The organism is Variovorax sp. CCNWLW235 (assembly GCF_037204085.1).
GTDB lineage: Bacteria > Pseudomonadota > Gammaproteobacteria > Burkholderiales > Burkholderiaceae_C > Variovorax.
Map to the genome: position 1 here is coordinate 39744 of NZ_JBBCBW010000020.1, position 22852 is coordinate 62595.

Annotated in this window: 24 protein-coding genes; 20 read left to right on the forward strand and 4 right to left on the reverse strand. The window is 66.4% G+C overall.

Going from position 1 to position 22852, the window contains the following annotated elements; genetic code table 11:
* The first annotated feature begins 49 nt into the window (after positions 1–49).
* The 4 genes from V9L21_RS20145 (at position 50) to V9L21_RS20160 (ending at position 3853) form a co-directional block, all read left to right on the forward strand.
* A complete protein-coding gene (locus V9L21_RS20145) occupies positions 50–994 on the forward strand; it encodes a dioxygenase family protein (protein ID WP_337314699.1) in 945 nt (314 codons plus the stop codon).
* A 12-nt stretch (positions 995–1006) separates the two neighbouring features.
* A complete protein-coding gene (locus tag V9L21_RS20150; protein ID WP_258504237.1) occupies positions 1007–1813 on the forward strand; it encodes a citryl-CoA lyase in 807 nt (268 codons plus the stop codon).
* Positions 1810–2775 (forward strand): Bug family tripartite tricarboxylate transporter substrate binding protein, encoded by a 966-nt coding sequence (locus tag V9L21_RS20155; protein ID WP_337314700.1) that lies wholly within the window; start codon positions 1810–1812, stop codon positions 2773–2775. Before V9L21_RS20150 ends, V9L21_RS20155 begins: the two co-directional genes overlap by 4 nt.
* Before the next feature lie 97 nt (positions 2776–2872).
* Positions 2873–3853 (forward strand): Bug family tripartite tricarboxylate transporter substrate binding protein, encoded by a 981-nt coding sequence (locus V9L21_RS20160; protein WP_337298271.1) that lies wholly within the window; start codon positions 2873–2875, stop codon positions 3851–3853.
* 22 nt (positions 3854–3875) lie between these two features.
* Here V9L21_RS20160 and V9L21_RS20165 read toward each other — a convergent pair whose 3' ends face one another.
* Positions 3876–5288 (reverse strand): aminotransferase-like domain-containing protein, encoded by a 1413-nt coding sequence (locus V9L21_RS20165; RefSeq protein ID WP_337314701.1) that lies wholly within the window; start codon positions 5286–5288, stop codon positions 3876–3878.
* A 162-nt stretch (positions 5289–5450) separates the two neighbouring features.
* Between V9L21_RS20165 and gabT the strand changes: the two genes are divergently transcribed.
* The 7 genes from gabT (at position 5451) to V9L21_RS20200 (ending at position 13878) form a co-directional block, all read left to right on the forward strand.
* Complete coding sequence (gene gabT / locus V9L21_RS20170) at positions 5451–6743, forward strand: 4-aminobutyrate--2-oxoglutarate transaminase (protein WP_258504241.1); 1293 nt, start codon at positions 5451–5453, stop codon at positions 6741–6743.
* A gap of 26 nt (positions 6744–6769) precedes the next feature.
* Positions 6770–7864 carry an ABC transporter ATP-binding protein gene (locus tag V9L21_RS20175; protein ID WP_337314702.1) on the forward strand — a complete coding sequence of 365 codons (1095 nt, stop codon included), beginning with the start codon at positions 6770–6772 and terminating at the stop codon, positions 7862–7864.
* A gap of 73 nt (positions 7865–7937) precedes the next feature.
* A complete protein-coding gene (locus V9L21_RS20180; protein ID WP_337314703.1) occupies positions 7938–8966 on the forward strand; it encodes an ABC transporter substrate-binding protein in 1029 nt (342 codons plus the stop codon).
* A 27-nt stretch (positions 8967–8993) separates the two neighbouring features.
* Complete coding sequence (locus tag V9L21_RS20185; protein WP_337314704.1) at positions 8994–10250, forward strand: ABC transporter permease; 1257 nt, start codon at positions 8994–8996, stop codon at positions 10248–10250.
* Between the two features lie 22 nt (positions 10251–10272).
* Positions 10273–11091 carry an ABC transporter permease gene (locus V9L21_RS20190; RefSeq protein ID WP_157612203.1) on the forward strand — a complete coding sequence of 273 codons (819 nt, stop codon included), beginning with the start codon at positions 10273–10275 and terminating at the stop codon, positions 11089–11091.
* Positions 11092–11103: 12 nt separating this feature from the next.
* Positions 11104–12054, forward strand: coding sequence for an agmatinase (gene speB / locus V9L21_RS20195; RefSeq protein WP_337314705.1), 951 nt, complete (start codon positions 11104–11106; stop codon positions 12052–12054).
* Between the two features lie 351 nt (positions 12055–12405).
* Positions 12406–13878: an NAD-dependent succinate-semialdehyde dehydrogenase gene (locus V9L21_RS20200; RefSeq protein WP_337314706.1), complete on the forward strand. Its 1473-nt coding sequence runs from the start codon at positions 12406–12408 to the stop codon at positions 13876–13878.
* 70 nt (positions 13879–13948) lie between these two features.
* Here the strand turns inward: V9L21_RS20200 and V9L21_RS20205 are convergent, their stop codons facing one another.
* A complete protein-coding gene (locus tag V9L21_RS20205) occupies positions 13949–14722 on the reverse strand; it encodes a M48 family metalloprotease (RefSeq protein ID WP_337314707.1) in 774 nt (257 codons plus the stop codon).
* A 232-nt stretch (positions 14723–14954) separates the two neighbouring features.
* Between V9L21_RS20205 and V9L21_RS20210 the strand changes: the two genes are divergently transcribed.
* The 6 genes from V9L21_RS20210 to V9L21_RS20235 all read left to right on the forward strand — a co-directional run bounded on the left by V9L21_RS20210 (position 14955) and on the right by V9L21_RS20235 (position 19564).
* The gene (locus tag V9L21_RS20210; protein ID WP_337314708.1) at positions 14955–15365 is read left to right on the forward strand and encodes a hypothetical protein; all 411 of its coding nucleotides are present in this window, start codon (positions 14955–14957) and stop codon (positions 15363–15365) included.
* Between the two features lie 135 nt (positions 15366–15500).
* Positions 15501–15848, forward strand: coding sequence for a hypothetical protein (locus V9L21_RS20215; RefSeq protein WP_337314709.1), 348 nt, complete (start codon positions 15501–15503; stop codon positions 15846–15848).
* A complete protein-coding gene (locus tag V9L21_RS20220) occupies positions 15845–17269 on the forward strand; it encodes a TolC family protein (protein WP_337314710.1) in 1425 nt (474 codons plus the stop codon). The genes V9L21_RS20215 and V9L21_RS20220 overlap by 4 nt, the downstream gene beginning before the upstream one ends.
* 30 nt (positions 17270–17299) lie before the next feature.
* Positions 17300–18724 carry a multicopper oxidase domain-containing protein gene (locus V9L21_RS20225; RefSeq protein ID WP_337314711.1) on the forward strand — a complete coding sequence of 475 codons (1425 nt, stop codon included), beginning with the start codon at positions 17300–17302 and terminating at the stop codon, positions 18722–18724.
* A gap of 25 nt (positions 18725–18749) precedes the next feature.
* On the forward strand, positions 18750–19250 hold the full coding sequence (locus tag V9L21_RS20230; protein WP_337314712.1) for a cupredoxin domain-containing protein: 501 nt from the start codon (positions 18750–18752) through the stop codon (positions 19248–19250).
* Between the two features lie 20 nt (positions 19251–19270).
* Positions 19271–19564: a copper-binding protein gene (locus V9L21_RS20235; protein WP_337314713.1), complete on the forward strand. Its 294-nt coding sequence runs from the start codon at positions 19271–19273 to the stop codon at positions 19562–19564.
* Positions 19565–19572: 8 nt separating this feature from the next.
* Here the strand turns inward: V9L21_RS20235 and V9L21_RS20240 are convergent, their stop codons facing one another.
* The gene (locus V9L21_RS20240; protein ID WP_337314714.1) at positions 19573–19902 is read right to left on the reverse strand and encodes a four-helix bundle copper-binding protein; all 330 of its coding nucleotides are present in this window, start codon (positions 19900–19902) and stop codon (positions 19573–19575) included.
* A gap of 271 nt (positions 19903–20173) precedes the next feature.
* Here V9L21_RS20240 and V9L21_RS20245 point away from each other — a divergent pair, with 271 nt between their 5' ends.
* Entirely contained in the window at positions 20174–21040 is an 867-nt protein-coding gene (locus V9L21_RS20245; RefSeq protein WP_337314715.1) for an alpha/beta fold hydrolase, read from the forward strand.
* A gap of 4 nt (positions 21041–21044) precedes the next feature.
* Here V9L21_RS20245 and V9L21_RS20250 read toward each other — a convergent pair whose 3' ends face one another.
* Positions 21045–21596 (reverse strand): DUF4142 domain-containing protein, encoded by a 552-nt coding sequence (locus V9L21_RS20250; RefSeq protein WP_337314716.1) that lies wholly within the window; start codon positions 21594–21596, stop codon positions 21045–21047.
* A gap of 243 nt (positions 21597–21839) precedes the next feature.
* Here V9L21_RS20250 and V9L21_RS20255 point away from each other — a divergent pair, with 243 nt between their 5' ends.
* Together V9L21_RS20255 and V9L21_RS20260 are read left to right on the forward strand one after the other, a co-directional pair.
* Positions 21840–22121, forward strand: a complete 282-nt coding sequence (locus tag V9L21_RS20255; protein WP_337314717.1) for a hypothetical protein — start codon at positions 21840–21842, stop codon at positions 22119–22121.
* Positions 22118–22852, forward strand: coding sequence for an alpha/beta hydrolase family protein (locus tag V9L21_RS20260; RefSeq protein ID WP_337314718.1), 735 nt, complete (start codon positions 22118–22120; stop codon positions 22850–22852). Before V9L21_RS20255 ends, V9L21_RS20260 begins: the two co-directional genes overlap by 4 nt.

A 22852-nucleotide genomic window follows, 5' to 3' on the forward strand; every position in this document is an offset into this window, starting at 1 on the left:
TCTCTCGACACAGCCCTTGAATCAAAACAGAGCCAGGAGACAAAAGAACATGACCCCATCGAACGAAAGCGAGCTGACGAAGGCCGTGCTGCAGCGGCTCGAAGGCGCCGGCGATGCGCGCTTTGCAGAGATCATGCAGTCGCTCATCACCCATCTGCATGCCTTCATACGCGAGGTGGACCTGAAGCCCGATGAGTGGATGAAGGGCATCGAGTTTCTGACGGCGGTGGGCCAGACCTGCACCGACAAGCGGCAGGAGTTCATCCTGCTGTCGGACACGCTGGGCGCTTCGATGATGGTGGTCATGCTCGACCAGCTGCGCGCCGCCGCCGGCAAGCGCAGCCGCGGGGGCAGCGGTGCCACCGAAGCCACCGAAGCCACTGAAGCCACTGAAGCCACAGAGCTGAGCGAGGCCACGCACGCCACGGTGCAGGGCCCCTTCTACTGGGAAGGCGCACCCGATCTCCCGCTGGGCGCCGACGTGGCACAGGGCGCCCGCGGCGAGCCGACCTTCTACAGCGGCCGCGTGACCGACACCCACGGCCAGCCGCTGCAGGGTGCGCTGCTCGACATCTGGTCCGGCGACGGAGAAGGCGTGTATGACATGCAGATCGAAGGCGCCGAAATGGCCGCGCGCGGTCGCATCCGCACCGACAGCGAAGGCCGCTACTGGTTCTGGTCGATCCGCCCGACCTTCTATCCGATTCCGGTCGACGGGCCCGTGGGCCGCATGCTGGATGCGATGGGCCGCCACCCGAACCGCCCCGGGCACATCCACATGATGGTTTCTGCGCCGGGCCATGTGCCGGTGACCACGCACCTGTTCGTGGCGGGCAGCCCGTACATCGAATCCGATGCGGTGTTCGGCGTGCGGCCGAGCCTGATCGTCGACTTCGAATCGCACCCCGCGGGCCGCGCGCCCGACGGCAAGACGCTGGAAACGCCGTACTGGTCGGCGCACTACGACTTTCGCCTCGAACCCCAACACGCCTGAAAGACGCTACCCATGAAGATCGGAAAGTCCACCGTCCCGAGCACCGCCATCTGCACCTCGGACGAACACACCATCGTCGTGCGCGGGCAGGACCTGTGCCAGGAGCTGATCGGGCACCTGTCCTTTGCCGACTACTTCTTCTTGCTGCTCACCGGGCGGCGCCCCGATGCGGCGTGCAGTGCCGTGCTCAATGCCACGCTGGTCGCCATCGCGGAGCACGGCCTGGTGCCGAGCGTGCAGGCCAGCCGCATGACCTTTGCGGCAGCGCCCGATGCGCTGCAGGGCGCGGTGGCGGCGGGCATCCTGGGCTGCGGCTCGGTCATCCTCGGCGCATCCGAAACGGCGGGCCGCCTGTTCATGGACGTGGCGGCGCGCGTCGATGCGGGTGCCGCGCTGCCCGATGCAGCCACGGCGGCCATCACCGAACTGAAGGCTGCGCGTGCGGCCATTCCGGGCTATGGCCATCCGCTGCACAAGGAGCGCGATCCGCGCGTCGACCGGCTGATCGAAGTGGCCACGCAGGCGGGTGCCGACCTGCGCTACGTGCGCATTGCGCAAGCGCTTGAAGAAGTGATCCCGGGCATCGTCGGCAAGGACCTGCGCATGAACGTGTCCGCGGCCATTCCAGCGGTGCTGCTGGGGGTGGGCTTTCCGGTGGCGTCGCTGCGCGGCGTGCCGATTCTTGCGCGCACGGCGGGGCTCATCGCGCACCTGGCGGAAGAGGCTGAAACGCCCAGCGGCTTTGCGCTGTCTTACCAGGCCACGCGCGAGCTTCAGTACAACGGCACCGTGCCTGCGGGCTTCGGAAAACCGGCATGAAGCGCCGCGCAGTCCTGGCCGCGGCAACGCTTGCCGCCACGCTGCTTTCGCAAGCAGGCGCATGGGCGCAGGGCGGCGATGCACGCCCCATCAAACTGGTCGTGCCCTTCGCCGCCGGCACCTCGACCGACATCGTGGGGCGCGTGCTGGCCGAAGCACTGGGGCGCCAGCTCTCGCAGGTGGTCATCGTCGACAACCGGCCCGGCGCGGGCGGCGCCATCGGCAGCGAGCTGGTGGCCCGTTCGGGTGCTGAAGGGCACACCGTGCTGCTGGGCACCGTGGGCACGCACGCCATCAACGCCTCGCTCTACAAGCGGCTCTCCTACCAGCCGCAGCGCGACTTCGTGCCGCTGGGTTTCGTCGGCGCCACGCCCACGCTGCTGGTGGTGCCGGCCGCGGCGCCGTGGAAGACGGTGGCGGACATGCGCCAGGCCAGCGGCAAGTCGGTGAGCTTTGCGTCGGCTGGCAACGGCACCTCGGGCCACCTTGCGGGCGAACTGCTCAACCTGCGGCTGGGCAAGGACTTCGTGCACGTGCCGTATCGCGACGGCGCCCAGGCGCTCACGGAGGTGATGGCGGGCAACGTGCAGTTCATGTTCTATCACCCGGCCGCGGTGCTGCCGCAGGTGCGCGCCGGCAAGCTGCGCGCGCTCGGCGCCTCGAGCGCACGCCGGAGCATGGCCGCGCCCGATGTGCCCACGCTGGCCGAGCAGGGCATAGCCGACTTCGACCTGGTGGCCTGGTTCATGTTGTATGCGCCGGCCGACATGCCCGCTGCGCAGCGCGACCGGCTGCGCGAGGCAACGCAAGCGGTGCTTGCCCAACCCGCGGTGCGCGACAAGCTGGCCGCCCAAGGTATCGAGCCGATGGCCATGACCGCCGCGGAAATGGCGGCCTTCGGCACGGCAGAGATCGCGAAATGGGGCGAGGCCGTGCGCCGTTCGGGCGCGCAGGTCGACTGAAGAAAAAGACAACAAGAGCGGACGCCCGGCCGCACCGGGCGCGACAAGAAGCGGAATGACCAAAACACGGGCACGCAGTGGCCCAAGGAGACAAAGAATGCGTTCGACAACCCTCAAGAAGATGCTCGGCCTGGTGCTGGGCATTGCCGGCAGCGTGGCCTCGGGCCTGGCAGGCGCCCAAACACCGGAATGGCCGAGCAAGCCGATCAAGATCGTGGTGGGCTTTGCCCCCGGCACGCCGCCCGACATCTTTGCGCGCATGTACGGCGACTACGCAAGCCGCAAGCTCGGCGTGCCCGTGCTCATCGACAACAAGCCGGGCACGGCCGGCAACCTTGCGTCGGACACGGTGGCCAAGGCGCCGGCGGACGGCTACACCTTTCTCTACAACCTCTCGACGGCGTTCACGATCAACCCGTACATCTACAGCAAGCTCCCGTTCGATCCCGACAAGGACCTGGTGCCCGTCGCGACGACGATGCGCCAAGGCCTGGTGCTGATCGCCAACGCCAAGTTCCCGGCCAAGACCATCAAGGAGCTGGTGGCCGCGGCCAAGGAGAAGCCGGGCACCTACTCGCATGCCTCCTACGGCGCGGGGAGCCCCTCGCAGCTGATCGTCGAGTCGCTGAAGGACGAGGTGGGCATCAACATGCTGCACGTGCCGTATCGCGCCAGCCCCATCGCAGACCTGGTCGGCGGGCAGGTCGACACGCTGATGGAACCCATTGCCACGGGGTATCCGCTCATCAGCAGCGGCCGTGTGCAGGCATTGGCCTATTCGGGCCCGACGCGCCACCCGGCCTTGCCCGACGTGCCCACGCTGTCAGAAGTGATGCCGGGCTTTTCGATGATGTCGTGGCACGGCATCTGGGCGCCCGCTGCGACGCCTGCCGCGGTGCTCAACCGTTTCAACGCCGTGTTCGTCGAAGCCAGCAAGGACCCGGACCTGGCCAAGCGCATCAAGGACCTCAACAGCGAACCGCTGGGTGTCACGCGCGGCGAGATGAGCGCCATGGTGCGGCGCGACGCGGAAATCTACAGCAAGGTGGTGAAGGCCCGCAACATCCGGGTGGACTGAAGCGGGCAGAAGCCGGAGCGCTTCAGTCCACCTTGCGTTCGTCGATGCTGCGCGCCAGAAAGCGCCAGATCCGCTCGTCTTCGCTGAACGCCACGTTGAAGCGCAGCCAACCGGTGGGGCGCGGGTTCACCAGAAACAGCTGCCCCGGGCCGAGCATGATTCCTTCCGTTGCCGCCAGGCGGGACAGCTCGGCGGTGTCGGTCAGGTCGGGGTGGCGCGCCCACAGGTACAGGCCCGCCGCGGGCTCGTGAAAAAGCTCGAAGCCCTGGGCTTCCAGCCGCCTGGCCACGTTCGAATGCGCCTCGGCCAGCCGCTCGCGCAGCGACTTCAGGTGCTTGCGCCAGCGCCCGTCGGTCACGGCGCCGAAGACCAGCCGCTCGGTAATGTCCGACGAGGTGAGCCCCGAGACCATCTTCAGCTGGGCCAGGTCTTCCATCAGCTCGGGCTGCGCCACCACGTAGCCGACCCGCAGGTTGGGCGAAATGGTCTTGGAGAAGCTGCCGACGTACACCACCTGGCGCAACTGGCTCAGGCTGGCAAGCGAGGGCCGCGAGGAGGCGTCCATGTCGGCGTAGATGTCGTTCTCGACCAGCGTGAACTGGTGCTCCTGCGCGAGCTGCAGCAGCCGCACGAGCTGCGGCATCGACGCCAGCGAGCAGGTGGGGCTTTGCAGCCGCGGCTGCGTGAAGAAGGCCTTGGGTCGGTGCAGCGCCAGCAGCGCCTCCAGCGCCGGCAGGTCGTAGCCGGTGGGCGTGCGCGGCACGCCGATGATGTTCACGCCCAGGAAGCGCAGCATGAACATCAGGTTGGGGTAGCCGGGGTCGTCCACCAGCACCTCGTCGCCCGGCTTCAGCAGCTGGCGCGCCACCAGGTCGAGCGCCTGGCTGGAGCCCTGGGTGAGCAGCACCTGGCCCGCCTCCACCGCAATCTGCCGCTCGCACAGCGAATCGGCCACCGCCATGCGCAGCGCCATGTGCCCGAACGGCAGGCCGTAGCCGCCGATGTCCGTGCCGCCGGCCGCAAGGCTGCGCAGGCTGCGGCGCATGCCGTCCTCGAACAGCCAGTCGTGCGGCAGCCATCCGCAGCCCGGCTTGAGCGGCAGGTTGCGGTTCTCGAAAATCTGCCGCAGATACCAGCGCGCGTCGAAGCGCGGGTCAGGCTGGGCCGCGGTGGGCCCGCTGCCGGCGGCGTTGTCGTCGCTGCGCCGCTTGACGAAGAAGCCCGCATTGGCGCGCGACACCAGAAGGCCTTGCGCCACCAGCCGGTCGTAGGCCTCGACCACCGTGAAAACACTGACGCCATGGGCTGCCGCAAAGGCGCGGATCGAAGGCAGCTTGCTGTCCGCCTTGAGTTTCTGGGCACCGATCAGCCCGCGGAGCCCCTCCACGATCTGACTCACGAGCGGAGTCGGCTGTTCGGGATGAAGAATGAGCATCAAAAGGGGTCCCGGCAGGCCGAATCTGCACCATATTGAGGAAAGTATGTACAGGATACAAGACCAGTACAGTCCGCCGATCCATGGCTCGGGGTGTACATGGTCAGGCCCGGACGTGAAACCTAAAGTGCCAGCATCTTCTTTCAGGCACAGGTCGTATCCATGCAGCGCGAACCCCATCTCAGCAACGCCGCCCTCATGGCCCGCCGCGGCGCGGCCGTGGCCCGCGGCGTTGGCCAGGCCCATGAAATCTTCGTCAGCCGGGCGGCCAACGCCGAGGTCTGGGACGTCGAAGGGCGCCGCTACATCGACTTTGCCGGCGGCATTGCGGTGCTCAACACCGGCCACTGCCACCCGGAGATCAGCGCGGCGGTCAAGGCGCAGGTCGACCTGTATTCGCACACCTGCTTCCAGGTGCTGGCCTACGAACCCTATGTAGAGCTGGCCGAGCGCCTGAACGCGCTGGCGCCGGGCAACTTCGCCAAGAAGTCGATTTTCCTGAGCACCGGCGCCGAAGCCGTCGAAAACGCGGTGAAGATCGCCCGCGCCTACACCAGGCGTCCCGGCGTCATCGCCTTTACCGGCGGCTATCACGGCCGCACGATGATGACGCTGGGTCTCACCGGCAAGGTGGCGCCCTACAAGGTCGGCTTCGGGCCGTTCCCGGGCGAGGTGTTCCACGCGCTCTACCCGAACGCGCTGCACGGGGTGAGCGTGGACGACGCCCTGCATTCGGTCGAGCTGCTGTTCAAGAACGACATCGAGCCCGAGCGCGTGGCGGCCTTCATCCTGGAGCCGGTGCAGGGGGAGGGCGGCTTCTACGTCGCGCCCAACGACTTTGTCGAAGGCCTGCGCGCCCTGGCGGACCGCCACGGCATCCTGGTCATTGCCGACGAAGTGCAGACCGGCGCCGGCCGCACCGGCACCTGGTTTGCCAGCGAGCAGTGGCCTGTGGCGCCCGACCTGATCACCACCGCCAAGTCGATGGCGGGCGGCTTTCCGATCTCCGGCGTGGTGGGCCGTGCCGAGGTGATGGACGCACCCGCACCCGGCGGCCTGGGCGGCACCTACGCCGGCAGCCCCATCGGCTGTGCCGCGGCGCTGGCGGTGCTCAAGGTGTTCGACGACGAGCAGCTGCTGGCGCGCAGCAGGGCGCTGGGCGAACGGCTCACGGCGGGCCTGCGCCGCATGGCGGCCGAGGTGCCGGCCATCGGCGACGTACGGGGCCTCGGCGCCATGGTGGCCATCGAGCTGTTCGAAGAGGGCGACACGGCGCGGCCCGACGCGGCATTGACCCGCCGGGTGGTGGCCGAAGCGGCGCGGCGCGGGTTAATCCTGCTGTCATGCGGCACCTACGGCAATGTAATTCGCGTGCTGGTGCCGTTGACGGCATCCGACTTGCTTGTGGACGAAGGCCTGTCGCTTCTCGCGGACAGCTTCGCCGCACTGCGCTGATCGGTCCTTTTCTCTTGAACTCCTCCATGACAGCAGAACCCCTGGTGCGTTTCCAGCGTGTCCAGAAAACCTACGACGGCGAGCACCTGGTGGTGCGCCAGCTCGACCTGGACATTCACCGCGGCGAGTTCCTGAGCCTGCTCGGTCCGTCGGGCTCGGGCAAGACCACCACGCTGATGATGCTGGCGGGCTTCGAGTCGCCGACCTCCGGGGAAATCTTGCTGAACGGCAAGCAGATCACCGGCACGCCGCCGCACAAGCGCCACTTCGGCATGGTGTTCCAGAACTACGCGCTGTTTCCGCACCTGAGCGTGGGGCAGAACGTGGCCTATCCGCTCACCGTGCGCAAGGTGCCGAAAGACGAGCAGCAGCGCCGCGTGCAGCGCGCGCTCGACATGGTGCAGCTGCGCGGCATGACTGACCGGCTCCCGGGCCAGCTTTCGGGCGGCCAGCAGCAGCGCGTGGCGCTGGCGCGCGCGCTGGTGTTCGAGCCGCAACTGGTGCTGATGGACGAGCCGCTGGGCGCGCTCGACAAGCAACTGCGCGAGCACATGCAGATCGAGCTGAAAGATCTGCACCGCCAACTGGGCGTGACCTTCGTCTACGTGACGCACGACCAGAGCGAGGCGCTCACCATGAGCGACCGCGTCGCGGTGTTCAACGAAGGCGTGATCCAGCAGCTGGACACGGTCGACCGGCTGTACGAGAAGCCGTCGAACCGTTTCGTGGCCGGCTTCGTCGGCGACAACACCGTGCTCAAGGGGCAATTGAGCCGCGCCGGCGAGCACGCCGAAATGACGCTGCCCGACGGCCGCGTGCTGAGCGGCCTCAATGTCGGCGGTGCCGCCGCCGGCAGCGCGGTGGAGGCTTGCATCCGCCCCGAGCGCGTGGTGCTGCACCGCGGCGCCGAGGCGCACGGGCCCAACATGCTGCAGGCCGAAGTGGCGCGCGTCATCTACTTCGGCGACCACCTGCGGCTGCTCTGCAACGTGGGCGGCGGCCAGGCCGAAGCCACCGTGAAGCTGCCGCTCACCGGCCTGAACGGCGCCGCCGCACCGCAGGGTGGCGACGCTGTGTCGCTCGAATTTCCGGTGGCGCATGCGCGCCTGTATGCGTCGTAACGTGCGCTCTGACATGCACTCTGAATCCCGTTCCATTTCTCGTTCCCGTTCATCACCCAGGACCCGCACCACCATGAAAAAGACACTCCTCGCCTGCACCGTCGTTGCCAGCTTCGCGCTGCCGGCGCTTGCCCAGCAGCAGCTCACCGTCGTCAACTTCGGTGGCGCCAACGCCAACGCGCAGAAGAAGGCCTACTACGAGCCTTACGAGAAGACCGGCACCAAGATCATTCCGGTCGAATACAACGGCGAGCAGGCCAAGATCAAGGCCATGGTCGAGACCAAGAAGGTCACCTGGGACGTGGTCGAAGTCGAATCGCCCGACGCCGCGCGCGGCTGCGATGAAGGCCTGTTCGAGAAGCTCGACTATTCCAAGATCGGCAGCAAGGCCGACTTTCTTCCGGCGGCGGTTACCGATTGCGGCGTGGGCCTTTTCGTGTGGTCGACCGTGATGGCCTACAACGGCGAAAAGCTCAAGACCGCACCCACCAGCTGGGCCGACTTCTGGGACGTGAAGAAGATTCCGGGCAAGCGCGGCATGCGCAAGGGCGCGCGCTACAACCTGGAGTTCGCGCTCATGGCCGACGGTGTGAAGCCGGCCGACGTGTACAAGGTGCTGGCCACAAAAGACGGCGCCGAGCGCGCGTTCAAGAAGCTCAGCGAGCTGAAGCCGAACATCCAGTGGTGGGAAGCCGGCGCCCAGCCGCCGCAGTTCCTGGTGGCCGGCGACGTGGTGCTCACCACCGTGTACAACGGCCGCATCGACGCCGCCAACCGCGAAGGCCGCGACCTCAAGATCTTCTGGCCGGGCGGCATCTACGACCTGGACTACCTGGTGATTCCGAAGGGCGCACCCAACAAGGAAGCGTCGCTCAAGTACATCCAGTTCGCGATGCAGCCGGCCAACCAGGCGGTGTATGCGCAGAACATCGCCTACGGCCCCACCAACACCAAGGCACTGGCTTCGCTCAGCCCCAAGGTGCTGGCCGACCTGCCGACCTCGGCGGGCAACGCGAAGGAAGCGCTGCAGTTCAACGTCGGCTTCTGGGCCGACCAGGGCGAGGCGCTCGAGAAGCGCTTCGCATCCTGGGCTACCCAGTAACCGGCGCACGAACAAACGAAAGAGGCCATGCACGCGGCAACGACTGTTCCCCTGGTTCCGGCGGAGGCGCCCCCCGTTTCGCTGCGGCGTGCGCTGGCCCGCGCCGAAGCGCGCCGCAAGTGGCGGGCCTTCGCGCTCACGGCGCCGCTGCTGGTGTTTCTGTTGTTGACGCTGCTGGTGCCCATCGTCGCGCTGCTGCAGCGCGCCGTCGAGAACCCGGAAGTGGCCAACGCGCTGCCGCGCACCGTGCGTGCCCTCGACGGCTGGAACCGCAAGGAGGCGCCCGCACCAGCGGCCTACGCCGCCATGGCGGCCGACCTGGGGCAGCTGCCCGACAGCTCCGACGCCGGCGCCCTGGCGCGCCGCCTCAATACCGAAATTGCCGGCGCCCGTTCGCTGGTGATGGGCACCTTCAGGGCGCTGCCGATTGCCGGCACGCCCGAAGAAGTCAAGGCACGCATGCTGGAGCTCGATCCGCGCTGGGGCGAGCCGCCGTATTGGCAGGCCATTGCCAAGAACGGTTCGCGCTGGACGCCTGACTACCTGCTTGCCTCGCTCGACCTGCGCCGCAACGTGGCGGGCGAGGTGGAGCGCATGCCCGACGACCAGCGCGCCTTTGCGAACATCCTGTTGCGCACCTTTCATATCAGCGCAGTGGTCACCTTCTTCTGCCTGCTGCTGGCGTATCCGCTGGCGTGGTGGCTGTCGACCTTGCCCGCGCGCAAGGCCAACGTGCTGATGATCCTGGTGCTGGTGCCGTTCTGGACGTCCATCCTGGTGCGCGTAGCGGCGTGGATCGTGCTGCTGCAATCCGAAGGGCTGGTCAACCGCGGCCTCATGGGCATCGGGTTGATCGACCATCCGCTGGCGCTGCTGTTCAACCGCACCGGCGTGATCATCGCCATGGTGCACATCCTGTTGCCCTTCATGATCCTGCCTCTGTACAGCGTGATGAAGAGCGTGCCGCCCACCTATCTGCGCGCGGCCGTCTCGCTGGGCAGCTCTCCACTCGCGGCGTTCTTTCGGGTGTATGTACCGCAGACCTACCCCGGCATCGGCGCGGGTGCGCTGCTGGTCTTCATCCTGGCCATCGGCTACTACGTAACGCCGGCGCTGCTCGGCGGCGCGGACGACCAGATGCTGAGCTACTACATCGCGCGCTACACCAATGTGGAAATCAACTGGGGCATGGCCTGTGCGTTGGGCGCCGTGCTGCTCGTCGCCACGCTGGTGCTCTACGCCGTGTACCGCCGCATCGGCAAGGCCGAGCTGAGCCTCGGCTGAGCGGCACGAAGGACACACACGCATGTTCAAGCTTCCACAATTTCCGGCCTATGCCACCTTTGCCGACAAGCTCGGCTGGTGGCTGGTGCGCGCCGGCTGCGTCGCGGTGCTGGCTTTTCTGCTGGCGCCCATCCTGGTCGTGATTCCGCTGTCTTTTTCAGACAGCTCGTTTCTGGCCTACCCGATCCGGGGCTGGTCGCTGCAGTGGTACCGCCACCTGTTCGAATCGCCCGAGTGGGCACGTGCGGCGCGCAACAGCTTCATCGTGGCGCCGGCCGCCACGGCGCTGGCCACCGTGCTCGGCACCTTGGCGGCGGTAGGCTTGTCGCGCACCAACTTCGCGTTCAAGGGCCTGCTCATGAGCGTGCTGATCTCGCCGATGGTGGTGCCCATCGTGGTGGTGGGCGTCGCCGCGTACCTTTACTTCGCGCCCCTCGGCCTGGCCGACACCTACTTCGGGCTGATCGTGGTGCATGCGGCGCTTGGCGCGCCTTTCGTGCTGACCACCGTGCTTGCCACGCTGGCGGGCTTCAACCACAACCTGGTGCGCGCATCGCTGAGCCTGGGCGAAACGCCGTTCAGGACTTTCATGCGCATCACGCTGCCGGTGATTGCGCCGGGCGTGATTTCGGGTGCGCTGTTCGCCTTTGCCACGTCGTTCGACGAGGTGGTGGTCACGCTGTTTCTCGCGGGGCCCGACCAGGTGACCCTGCCCCGCCAGATGTTCACCGGCATTCGCGAGAACATCTCTCCCACGATTGCAGCGGTGGCAACGCTGCTGATCATCTTCACCACCGCGCTGCTGCTTGCGCTCGAATGGCTGCGCGGCCGGCAGCGCTGAGGCCAGGCTCCCATGACCACACCGAACCAGCCGCTCGGCGGCAACAGCATGCCGCGCTTTGCCGGCCCGGGCACCATGATGCGGCTGCCGGCCGCAACGTCGGCGCAGGGGCTGGACGCAGCGTTCATCGGCGTGCCGCTGGACATCGGCACTTCCAACCGGCCGGGCGCACGCTTCGGGCCGCGCCAGATTCGCGCTGAATCGGCACTGCTGCGGCCCTACAACATGGCCACCGGCGCGGCGCCGTTCGACACACTTAACGTGGCGGACCTGGGCGACGTGCCAATCAACACCTATTCGCTCGAAAAGTCGGTCGACATCATCTCGTCGTTCTACGACACGGTGCTGGCTGCCGGCTGCGCACCGCTCACGCTCGGGGGCGACCACACCATTGCGCTGCCCATCCTGCGCGCGCTGGCGCGCAAGCATGGCCCGGTCGCGCTGGTGCATGTGGATGCGCATGCGGACGTGAACGACGACATGTTCGGAGAGCGCATCGCGCACGGCACGCCGTTCCGCCGCGCGGTCGAAGAAGGCCTGCTGGCCTGTGACAAGGTCTGGCAAATCGGCTTGCGCGGCACTGGTTATGCGGCGGACGATTTCGACTGGCCGCGCCAGCAGGGCTTTACCGTGGTGCAGGCGCATGAGGTCTGGTACCAATCGCTGGCACCGCTCATGGCGCAGGTGCGCGAGCGCATCGGGCCGACGCATCCGGTCTATATCAGCTTCGACATCGACGGCATCGATCCTTCGTTCGCCGGCGGTACGGGCACGCCGGAGATCGGCGGCCTTACGGTGCCGCAGGCGCTGGAGATCGTGCGCGGGTGCCGGGGCTTGAACGTGGTTGGGGCCGATCTGGTGGAGGTGAGCCCGCCTTACGACGTCAGCGGGAATACCGCGCTGCTGGGGGCCAATCTTTTGTACGAGATGTTGTGTGTGCTGCCTGGGGTGCCTTATCGGTGACTGTGCGTGGTCTTTTTAGGCGCTGCTGTTTTCAGGGCTTGTGCAAAGGCCACCGGGTACTCCCCTCCGCGAATGTCCCCCGCCTTCGGCTCCTCCTTTATTTCGCTGCGTGGAGCACCCGATGCCCTGTGCACTTGGGCACGCTGCTGGTGTACCGCTGATCAACGACTGCTCTGAATCACGCACACGTCGATGGGGTGCCTTGCGCAGCGAAATAAAGGAGGAGGCCGCAGGCCGGGGGACATTCGCGGAGAAAGGTACCCCGTCGGCGGGCGCGCCGCCCTGAACAGCAGCGTCCCCAACAACCCTCTCACCTAAACAGAATCGCAACAAAACTCGAGACCAACGACCATGAAAACATCTCCTCTCGCATTGCTGAACGACCCGACCCTCCTGAAGACAGATGCGCTGATCGCCGGCGAATGGATTCGAGGCAAGAGCCGCTTTGACGTGAACGACCCGGCCACCGGTCAGAAGCTGGTCGACGTTGCCAACCTTACGCGCGCGGACGCTGCCCTGGCCATTGCCGCGGCCAACAAGGCGCTTGCTGGCTGGCGCGGCAAGACAGGCAAGGAGCGCAGCATCGTGCTGCGCAAGTGGTTCGACCTGCTGGTTGCCAACACCGAAGACCTGGGGCGCCTCATGACCGCGGAGCAGGGCAAGCCCTTTGCCGAGGCCAAGGGCGAAGTGGCCTACGGTGCCAGCTTCATTGAATGGTTTGCCGAAGAAGCCAAGCGCGTCAACGGAGAGGTGCTGCCGCAGTTCGATAACAACCGCCGCTTGCTCGTGATGAAGCAGGCCATCGGCGTGTGCGCCGCCATCACGCCGTGGAACTTTCCGCTGGCCATGATCACGCGCAAGGTCGCACCGGCATTGGCCGCGGGTTGCACGGTCGTCATCAAGCCGGCCGAACTCACGCCGCTCACCGCGCTGGCCGCGGCCGAGCTGGCCGTGCGCGCGGGCATTCCGGCGGGCGTGCTCAACGTGCTTACGGCAGACAGCCAGAACAGCATCACCATCGGCAAGGAACTGTGCGAGAGCGACATCGTGCGGCACCTGAGCTTCACCGGTTCGACCGAGGTCGGCCGCATTCTCATGAGCCAGTGCGCGCCCACGGTGAAGAAGCTCTCGCTCGAGCTTGGTGGCAACGCACCCTTTTTGGTGTTCGACGATGCCGATGTCGACTCGGCGGTCGAGGGTGCCATGGCCAGCAAGTACCGCAACGCCGGCCAGACCTGCGTGTGCGCGAACCGGCTGTATGTGCAAGACGGCATCTACGACAGCTTCGTCGAGAAGTTCGCGGCCAAGGTCAAGGCGCTCAAGGTTGGCAACGGCTTTGAAGAGGGCGTGCTGCAGGGGCCGCTCATCGAAGATGCGGCTGTCGACAAGGTGCAGCGGCACGTCGACGACGCGATTGCCAAGGGCGGCAAGCTGCTGGCCGGCGGCCACAAGATCGAGGGCCAGTTCTTCGAGCCGACGGTCATTGCCGAGGCCACGCCGGACATGCTGTGCGCGAAGGAAGAAACCTTCGGGCCCTTTGCGCCGGTGTTCCGCTTCAAGACCGAGCAGGACGCAATCGACGCGGCCAACAACACGGAGTTCGGTTTGGCGAGCTACTTCTATACGCGCGACGTGGGGCGCATCTTCCGCGTGGCGGAGGCGTTGGAGTACGGCATGGTCGGCATCAATGCCGGCGTGATCGCCACGGAGCACGTGCCGTTCGGCGGCGTGAAGCAGTCGGGCCTGGGGCGCGAGGGTTCGCACCATGGCATGGACGACTACATCGAGATCAAGTATCTCTGCCTGGGCGACATCCAGAAATAAGAGACAGAGAGAAGTAAGCCCAGGCGACCGGCGACGCGCGCAGGCGGCGCGTGCCGGTCGGAGGGCGGCCTTACTTGGCCTTGGTGTCGAGGCGCTTCTGCATTGCGGCAGCGCGCTCGCTCGACGGCGGGTGCGAGCTCAGGATCGAGCTGCCCGAACTGCCGCTGCTGAGCGCGGCGAGCTTCTGGAAGCTGCTCACCAGGCCCTTGCGTTCCAGCTTGCGTTCCGTCAGCAGGTCGAACGAGTAGTTGTCGGCCGCGCTCTCTTGCGTTTGGGAGAACTGCGCGTTGATGAACTTCTCGCCGAGGTCGCCCGCTTGCGATTGCGACAGCTGGCCCACGACGCCGCCGGCTGCGCTGGCAAGGCCGCGAACAGCCGAGGCTGCATAGGCGGTTTGCATGCGCGACTTGGAGTGGCCCAGTGCCACGTGGCCGATTTCATGGCCGATGACGCCGCGCAGCTCGTCGTCGTTCATCAGGTCCATCAGCCCGCTGTACACGCGGATGCAGCCGTTGGCCATGGCCCAGGCGTTCACGTCCTTGGTCAGGTAGACCTTGTAGTTGGCCGTCTTGCCGTTCACGCTGTTGGGCATGGCGCGCACCACCTGGTTCAGCCGCGTGGTGTAGCGGCTGTTGGCGGGTGCGACTTCGTTCTTCTGGTCCATTGCGGCGCAAGACTGGTCGGACATCGTTGCAATGTCCGCGTCGGTCAGCGACATGGCCTTGTAGGCCGAGCCGCCGACTTGCGCGAGAGCGCCGGTGTCTGCGCCCTTCATGGCTCCGCAGCCCGCAAGGGCGGCAGCCATGATGACGGAAGCGGCGATAGGTAGATTGAGATGGTGCATTGGAGCTCCCCTTCTTATGAATATTAAAAGTCAGTGCATCAAGCTGGCCGCGCTCCGGCACCCGACTTTGCATCGGTGCGCTGCGCGGCAGCGGCGCCATCATAGGTGAGCAAAAGCGCTTGAAGCCACTGCTTTTTTACGGGATCGCTTCCTGTAATTCTTTCGTTGGACGAGCGCGAACCGATTCCCGCACCACGCTTGTTGGTGTTGGTCAGGCCATTAGAATGCCCGCATGTATCGGGTCCGCCTGTTCGTTCTTTGGGTCATGATGATCGCCGTGCCGTTCCAGGGGTACGCGGCGGTAGCCATGGCCTTTTGCACACCGGACCACAGCGGTAGCCATGCGGCTGCAACAGCCTCGGCCGAACACTCGCACGGCGGCAATGGGCATGCGGACCACGCCAAGGCCCAGAACCAGGACGAAGCAAAGCAATCCGCGGACAACAGCGCCGGCAACACCGCCAGCGCCGAACCCGACGCAATGCACAAGTGCGGCACCTGCGGCGCATGCCACGGCACCGCGCTGATCAGCACGCCTCAATTCGCGGTACTCCACGGGCTGCCCCGCGCAGACCTGGTGGAGCCGCCCCTCGCGATGGCCACGCTCGCGCCTCGCGTTCTCGACAAACCTCCTCGCGCCTAACGCGTTCGTGTGCGTGCGCGCGCCTGTGACCTAGTCACGGGCCGCCGCTTCCGCGAACGCTCATGCATCGCTGCGCCGCGCCCTTCTTCGGGCCGCTTTGGCGCACTCCGTTCATGAACACGTTGCGAGGACTCCATGTTCCATCCTTTGCCGGCCCGTTGGCTGGCCGTATTTCCCGCCATGGCGGTGCTGGCCGCCATGGCGCAGCCCGCGCTAGGCGAAGCGCCGGCGGCCGTGCCCGCCGCCGCCCTGAGCTACAAGTCCGCGCTCGAGGGCTACCGACCTTTCACTGACGAAAAGCCTATTCCGTGGAAGGAGGCCAACGAGACCGTCCGCCAGCGCGGCGGTTGGCAGGCCTATGCCAAGGAAGCGGCGGGCAGCGGCACCGCCGGGGCCGAACCGTCCAAGGGCCAGCCAAATGCGCCTGCCGCGCACCAGGGCCACACGATGCCCATGCCCCCCAAGAAGGAGCAGCAGCCATGAAGCGCGCTCTTCGCCTGGGCGCCGCTGCATTCGCGGCCGCCCTGCTGGCAGGCTGCGCCTCGGTCGGCATCGACGACGCACTGCAGGACACGAACACCAGCGCCCGGCAGTTCACCGGCGGCAAGCTCGAACTCAGCCGCACGCAGGAGCAGCGGGACCGCCGCTCGGCGATGTCGCAAGAGTTGCTCTCCAAGCCGCTGTCGCAGACCGACGCGGTGCAGCTCGCGCTGGCCAACAGCCCATCGGTGCAAGCGTTGGTCGCGCAGAGCTGGGGCGACATTGCCGCGGCCAACCAGTCGAGCCGGCTGCCCAACCCGATGTTCACCTTCGAGCGCATGCGCCTGAACAGCGAGCTCGAACTCGGGCGGCTGCTGTCGTTCGGGCTGGTGGACCTCATCCTGCTGCCGCAGCGCCTGTCCATCTCGCGGAGCCAGGCCAGCCAGGCCAAGGTGCAGCTCACCGGCGCCGTGGTCGACCAGGTCACGCAGGTCAGGCAGGCCTGGGTTCGCGCCGTGGCGGCGCAGCAAACGCTGCAATACGCCGAGCAGGTGAACCGCTCGGCCCAGGCCAGCGCGGAGCTTGCGCGCCGCATGCAGCAGATCGGCAACTTCAGCAAACTGCAGCGCGCGCGCCAGCAGGTCTTCTATGCCGATGCGACCACGCAGCTGGCTTCGGCGCAGCACGCCGCCACGGCCGCGCGCGAGGAGCTGGTTCGCGCGCTGGGCCTCGACGACGCGCAGGCCGCCAGGCTGGCGCTGCCGGACCGTTTGCCCGATCTGCCCAAGACTCCGCGCGACGCGAAGGAAGTGGCCAGCACGGCGGCCGAGCAGCGTCTCGATGTGCAGCTTGCGCGTGCGCAGCTCGACGTGGCGGGCAAGTCGCAGGGCATCAACCTGCTGTCGACCTTCGTCGACGTGGAGGTGGGCGGGCGGCGCGACACGATCTTCGACAACGCCGAAGGCACCAGGAGCACGCGGCGCGGCTTCGAGCTCGACATCCGGCTGCCGCTGTTCGACTGGGGATCGGCCCGGCGCGATGCGTTGAATGCGCAGTCGCTGGCCGCGGCCAACCGCTACGACGCCACGGCGCGCGGCGCTTCTTCGCAACTGCGCGAAGGCTACTCGGCCTACCGCACGGCCTACGACATTGCGCGCCACTACCGCGACGAGATCGTTCCGCTGCGCCAGGCGATGGCCGATGAAAACGTGCTTCGCTACAACGGCATGCTGATCGGCGTGTTCGAGTTGCTGGCAGAAGCGCGCGACCAGGTTGCCAGCGTCACCAACGCCATCAACGCCCAGCAGCAGTTCTGGCTCGCCGACGCCGCCCTGGCGGCCTCGGTGATCGGAAAGCCCACCGCCATGGGCACCCCCGCAGCCGGTTCAGGCGGCGAGGCCGCCACTGCAAGTGCCGCCCACTGAGCGCGCACGCTCATCAACCCATTGAACGACATGACCAACAGACGCAACTTTCTGGGTGGCGCGGGCGCCATCACCGGTGCCCTGGCCGCGGCGAGCGTGAGCAAGGTGGCGATGGCCGCCTTGCCTGAGCCCGTGATCCGCACCACGCCCGACACCATGCCGCCGCTCTCGCCTTCGAGCGGGCGGCCCTACAACCCCGTGGTCACGCTCAACGGCTGGACCCTGCCATGGCGCATGAACAACGGCGTGAAGGAGTTCCACCTGGTGGCCGAGCCCGTTGTGCGCGAGATGGCGCCCGGCTTCAAGGCCAACCTGTGGGGCTACAACGGCCAGTCGCCCGGCCCGACCATCGAGGTGGTCGAAGGCGACCGCGTGCGCATCTTCGTGACCAACAAGCTGCCCGAGCACACCAGCGTGCATTGGCACGGGCAGCGCCTGCCCAACGGCATGGACGGCGTCTCCGGCCTGACGCAGCCGCCCATCCGTCCGGGCAAGACCTTTGTCTACGAGTTTGTCGCGCGGCGGCCCGGCACCTTCATGTACCACCCGCATGCGGACGAAATGACGCAGATGGCCATGGGGATGATGGGCTTCTGGGTGACGCACCCCAAGGCCGAGCATCCGTTGATCGAGAAGGTCGACCGCGACTTCGTGTTCCTGCTCAACGCCTACGACGTGGAGCCCGGCAGCGCGACGCCCAAGATCATGACGATGCTGGACTTCAACCTGTGGTCCTGGAACAGCCGCATCTTTCCGGGCATCGACTCGCTCAACGTGAGGCTGAACGACAAGGTGCGCATCCGCATCGGCAACCTGACGATGACCAACCACCCGATGCACCTGCACGGGCACGAGTTTCTCGTCACAGGCACCGACGGCGGCCCCACCCCCAGGAGCACGCGCCAGTACGAGGTGACCACCGACGTGGCGGTCGGCCAGATGCGGCAGATCGAGTTCCTGGCCGACGAGGAGGGCGACTGGGCCTTTCACTGCCACAAGAGCCATCACACCATGAACGCGATGGGCCACGACGTGCCCACGATGATCGGCCTGGACCACAAGGACGTGGTCAAGCAGATCACCAACCTTGTGCCCGACTACATGGTGATGGGTGAGCGCGGCATGGCCGACATGGCCGAGATGGAGATGCCGATTCCCGACAACACGGCGCCCATGATGACGGGCCAGGGCCCCTTCGGCTCCGTCGAGATGGGCGGCATGTTCAGCGTGGTGAAGGTGCGCAAGAACCAGAAGCCCGGCGACTACAGCAACCCCGGATGGTTCAAGCATCCGAAGGGCACGGTGGCCTACGAGCTGGACGGCCCGCCGCCCGAGCCCGCGCGCCAGCGCGGTGCCGGCGCGGCCGCCATGCCCGCGCAGAACATGCCCGCCAACAACATTGAAGTGCAGGTCCGCAAGCCGGGCAAGGCCAGTTCCGGCCATGCCGGCCATTGATTGTTTTTTTACTGAAAGGAAAACCATGAAACACACGCTTCGCCATATCGCGTTCACCGCTTTCTCCGCCTTCGCCGCCCTGGCGGCCACAGGCGCCTCGGCCGCCGGCAGCCACGCCGGTGGCCATGGGCACGATGCAGATGCCGCCATCGGCAAACCTGGCGTTGCCGCCAAGGCCACGCGCACCATCAACGTCGACATGACCGACTCGATGCGCTTCACGCCGGCCGACATCAGCGTGAAGCAGGGCGAGACCGTGCGCTTCGTCGTCAAGAACTCCGGCCAGCTGAAGCACGAGCTCGTGCTCGGAACCGAGCAGGAGCTCAAGGAGCACTACGAAGCCATGAAGAAGAACCCCGAAATGGAGCACGCCGATCCGAACATGGTGACGCTGGCCGCGGGCAAGACCGGCGAGATCGTCTGGCAGTTCACCAAGGCGGGCAAGGTCGATTTCGGCTGCCTGCAGCCGGGCCACTACGACGCCGGCATGAAGGGCGCCGTGAAGGTGGCCAAGGCCGCCAAGTAAACAAGGAAAGGAAAATCCAGATGTCGAACATCCGTATCGCATTCGCGGCCTTCGTTGCCGCACTCTCGTTCGCCGGCGCCGTAACCGCCGCGGAACTTGTCGATGGCGAGGTCCGCAAGGTGGACAAGGACAACAAGAAACTCACCATCAAGCACGGCCCGCTGACAGACCTGGACATGCCCGGCATGACGATGGTCTTCGGCGTCAAGGAAGACGCCTTGCTCGACAAGGTGAAGACGGGCGAGAAGGTGCGCTTCCAGGCCGCGAAGATCGACGGCAAGTTTGTCGTGACCGCGATCGAGCCCGCGCAGTGAACGGCGGTTCAACCCGCCATTGAGCGGCACGCTGCCGCGCACTCCCGGCATGCCTTGGCGCATGCCTGGCAGTGCCCGGCCTTGTGCTTGGCGCATTCTTCGCCGCAGGCCTGGCAGATGTCCGCGCACAGGGCGCAGATGGACTTGGCATGTTCGCTGCCGCGCGCCATCGCGGCGGCGGCAAACTGGCAGGCGGCCGCGCAGTCGATGTCCAGCGCGATGCACCTGGCCATCATGGCGACATCGCTTTCCTTCAGGCAAGAGGCCGCGCAGTGGTTGCACGCCGTGGCGCAGCCGTTGCAGGCTTCAATGCATGCGGCATAGGTTTCATGTGGCATTTGCTGACTCCTTCAGGCGTTCGAGAAAATGCTCTTCCCTCGATCAGTTGCATGTGTAGGAAGAGGGCCCACCGGCTCGTGAGGCGGCGGCGATGCATGGTTGCCACAGCGGCGTGCAGCTGCTGGCGGCACCGACGCTCTCACCGGCGTTTTTCCTACGCGGCGGACGCGTCCGCCGAAGAGCATTCCGCTGTGAATTCGGTTGTTTCTTTAACGCGGGAGCATTTCGCATGAGTACTCACATACGCAGCGACGCCCCGACCATGTCGATGTGACGGGTGCCACGCAATTGATCCGCCATCAGCGCGTTGCCGCGAACGGCATCGGCTTTCACCTGGCGACCTGCGGGCCGGAGGACGGACCCGCAGTGGTCTTGCTGCACGGCTTTCCGGAGTTCTGGTACGGCTGGCGGCACCAGATGGAGCCGCTTGCCGCTGCCGGGCTGCGCGTGATCGTGCCGGACCAGCGCGGGTATGGCGAATCCGACAAGCCCGGCGGCATCGGCGCCTATGCGCTCGATACGCTGGCCGACGATGTGTGCGGCATGTGCAGTGAGCTGGGGCACGAGCGTTTTGCGGTCGTGGGGCATGACTGGGGCGGCATCGTTGCATGGCATCTCGCCGCACGGGAGCCGGCGCGGCTGAGCCGCCTTGCGATCCTGAACGCGCCGCATCCGGCCACGTTGGCAAGCTATGCGCTCACGCATCCGCTGCAGGCCGTGCGCAGCGCCTACGTCGGCTTCTTCCAGATGCCGTGGCTGCCCGAGATGGCGCTGAGCGCAAACGACCATGCGCTGCTTGCGCTGGCGCTCACCGGCCGAAGCCCGCCCGGAACCTTCGACGAGGCGGCGCTGGCCAAGTACCGCGAGGCGTGGTCGCGCGACGGCGCGCTCAGCGCCATGCTCAACTGGTACAGGGCAATGCCGCTGGCGCGGCCGCTGAGCCGGCAGATCGAAATTCCGGCAATGGTCTTGTGGGGTGACGAAGATCCGGCGCTATCGAGCGGCTTGGCCGAAGCGGGCGCGGCGTTCTGCGGCACATGCGAAGTGCTTCACCTCCCGGGCGCCACGCACTGGCTGCACCACGAAATACCCGAAGAAGTGAATGCGTTGCTGCTCGCGTTCCTTGCCGAGGCCTGAACGATCAGCGCATTGCCGAACCGAGCGATTGCGCCGCGTCCAGATGCGAGCGCAGCGCAGGCAAGGTCTTGCCCGCCCAGGCCCGCAGTTCAGGGTCTCGAAGCTCGCGGCTTGCGCGCTCGAACAGCGCAATATCCGCCTGGTGGTCTTCGATGCCCACGATGCGGATGTACATGCGGTCGAACTCGCCGCCGGAGGCCGACGCCAGGCGGTCCAGCTTCGCGCGCTTGTCGCGTGGGAGCACGCCGGGCAGCCGCATGCCGCGGGCACGCACCAGGTCCATGAGTTCGTTGTTGGCCCGCGTGTGGTGGTCGACGAGCATCTGCGCGTAGCTTCGCACCTGGGGGCTTGCGGCGCGGTACATGGCCAGGCGAGACGCCTGGACTTCGTAGCGGCCGTTGCCTGTTGCCGCGGTGATGAACTGCGGGTCTTGAAGGCCGCCCGCGCGTACTGTGGCCGGCCTCGATGCAGGGTCTTCCGGAGCCGCGCATCCGGCGGCAAGCGCAGCAGCGCAGACAAGCATCAGGGCACGCGTAAAGGGTCGGAGCGTTTTCATCGTTTTCCTTGCAGCCCGGCAAGGGCCGGACCTCCACCTCGGGGAGGTTGGCCCAATCTATAAGTCGCGCCCGAGGCGGCCCGTGTCGGACGCTACCTGCATCTGCGGCCTCCCAATCACTTCGAATCGGCTCCAACTCATCAATTCCACCGCGTGTAGAGTGACATCCCGTGAAATTTTTCACACAAAGTAAGCAGTGCGAACTTTGCACTGCATTTGGATCCGCAGAGCACAGGGGCAGCGATGGAGCTCATTCCGCAAGGGCAGTACTTTCACAAAGGATGGGAGATCGCCTTCTTCTCCGAAAAGACGGCGAGCGGTAGCCAAAGTTCTGGCGTGGCCGAAGTACGCAAGGAAGGCGAGCTCCGCTGTTCGCTGCTTTCCACGGGACATTTCGAGAACCGGAACAACCTGTTCGAAAGCCTGAAGGCGCGCGGCATCCGGTGGATCGACGAGCACGAAGCCAGGAAAAAAGTTGTCGCCTATTGGGATGAATCGGAGCAATCGGAGGGATCCCGCTCATGAGCAAAGACCTGGGTCCGTTGCCACCATTGACGCCCGACGTCTTGCAGCACCGCGTCGCGCAGAAGCCTGCGGTGCTTCTTGTGCCCGGATGGGACGACAGCAGGCACGAGCAGTACGACCGCATCAGCGCCGCGCTCGACGCGCAGGGCTGGCTCACGCGCCGCGTCGATTTTCCGGGGGACCGGAGCCAGGACGGTGCGCGCAATGAAATGAGCCGCGACCAGCACCTGAAAGAACTCGTTGCGGCATACGACGGCCTGGTGGCGCAGCAGGCGGTCGAGGGAAGGGCGGTGGCCTTCATCGGCTTCAGCTATGGCGGCTATCTTGGCGCGCTGCTGAGCGCCCAAAGGCCGCTCCAGTGGATGGCGCTGCGCTCACCCGCGCTGTATCGCGACGAGGACTGGTTCGTTCCGAAGGAAGAACTGGACAAGGACGAGCTCGACCGCTACCGCCGCAGCGTTCGAAGCCCTGAAGAAAACGCGGCGCTTGCCGCATGCGAAGCGTTTTCGGGCGACGTTCTGCTGATCGAATCCGAAGACGACGAGACGGTGCCTCACCCCGCAGTGAAGAGCTACAAGGCGGCGTTCAGGAATGCGCGGTCCTTCGACTACCGCCTTCTCGAAGGAGCGGACCATGAGCTGTCGAGCAAGGCGGCGCAAAGCCGGTTCATCGATGAACTGTTGCGCTGGATGAACCAGGTCACCGGCGGCGCCGCCGCTGCGCTGCGGTAA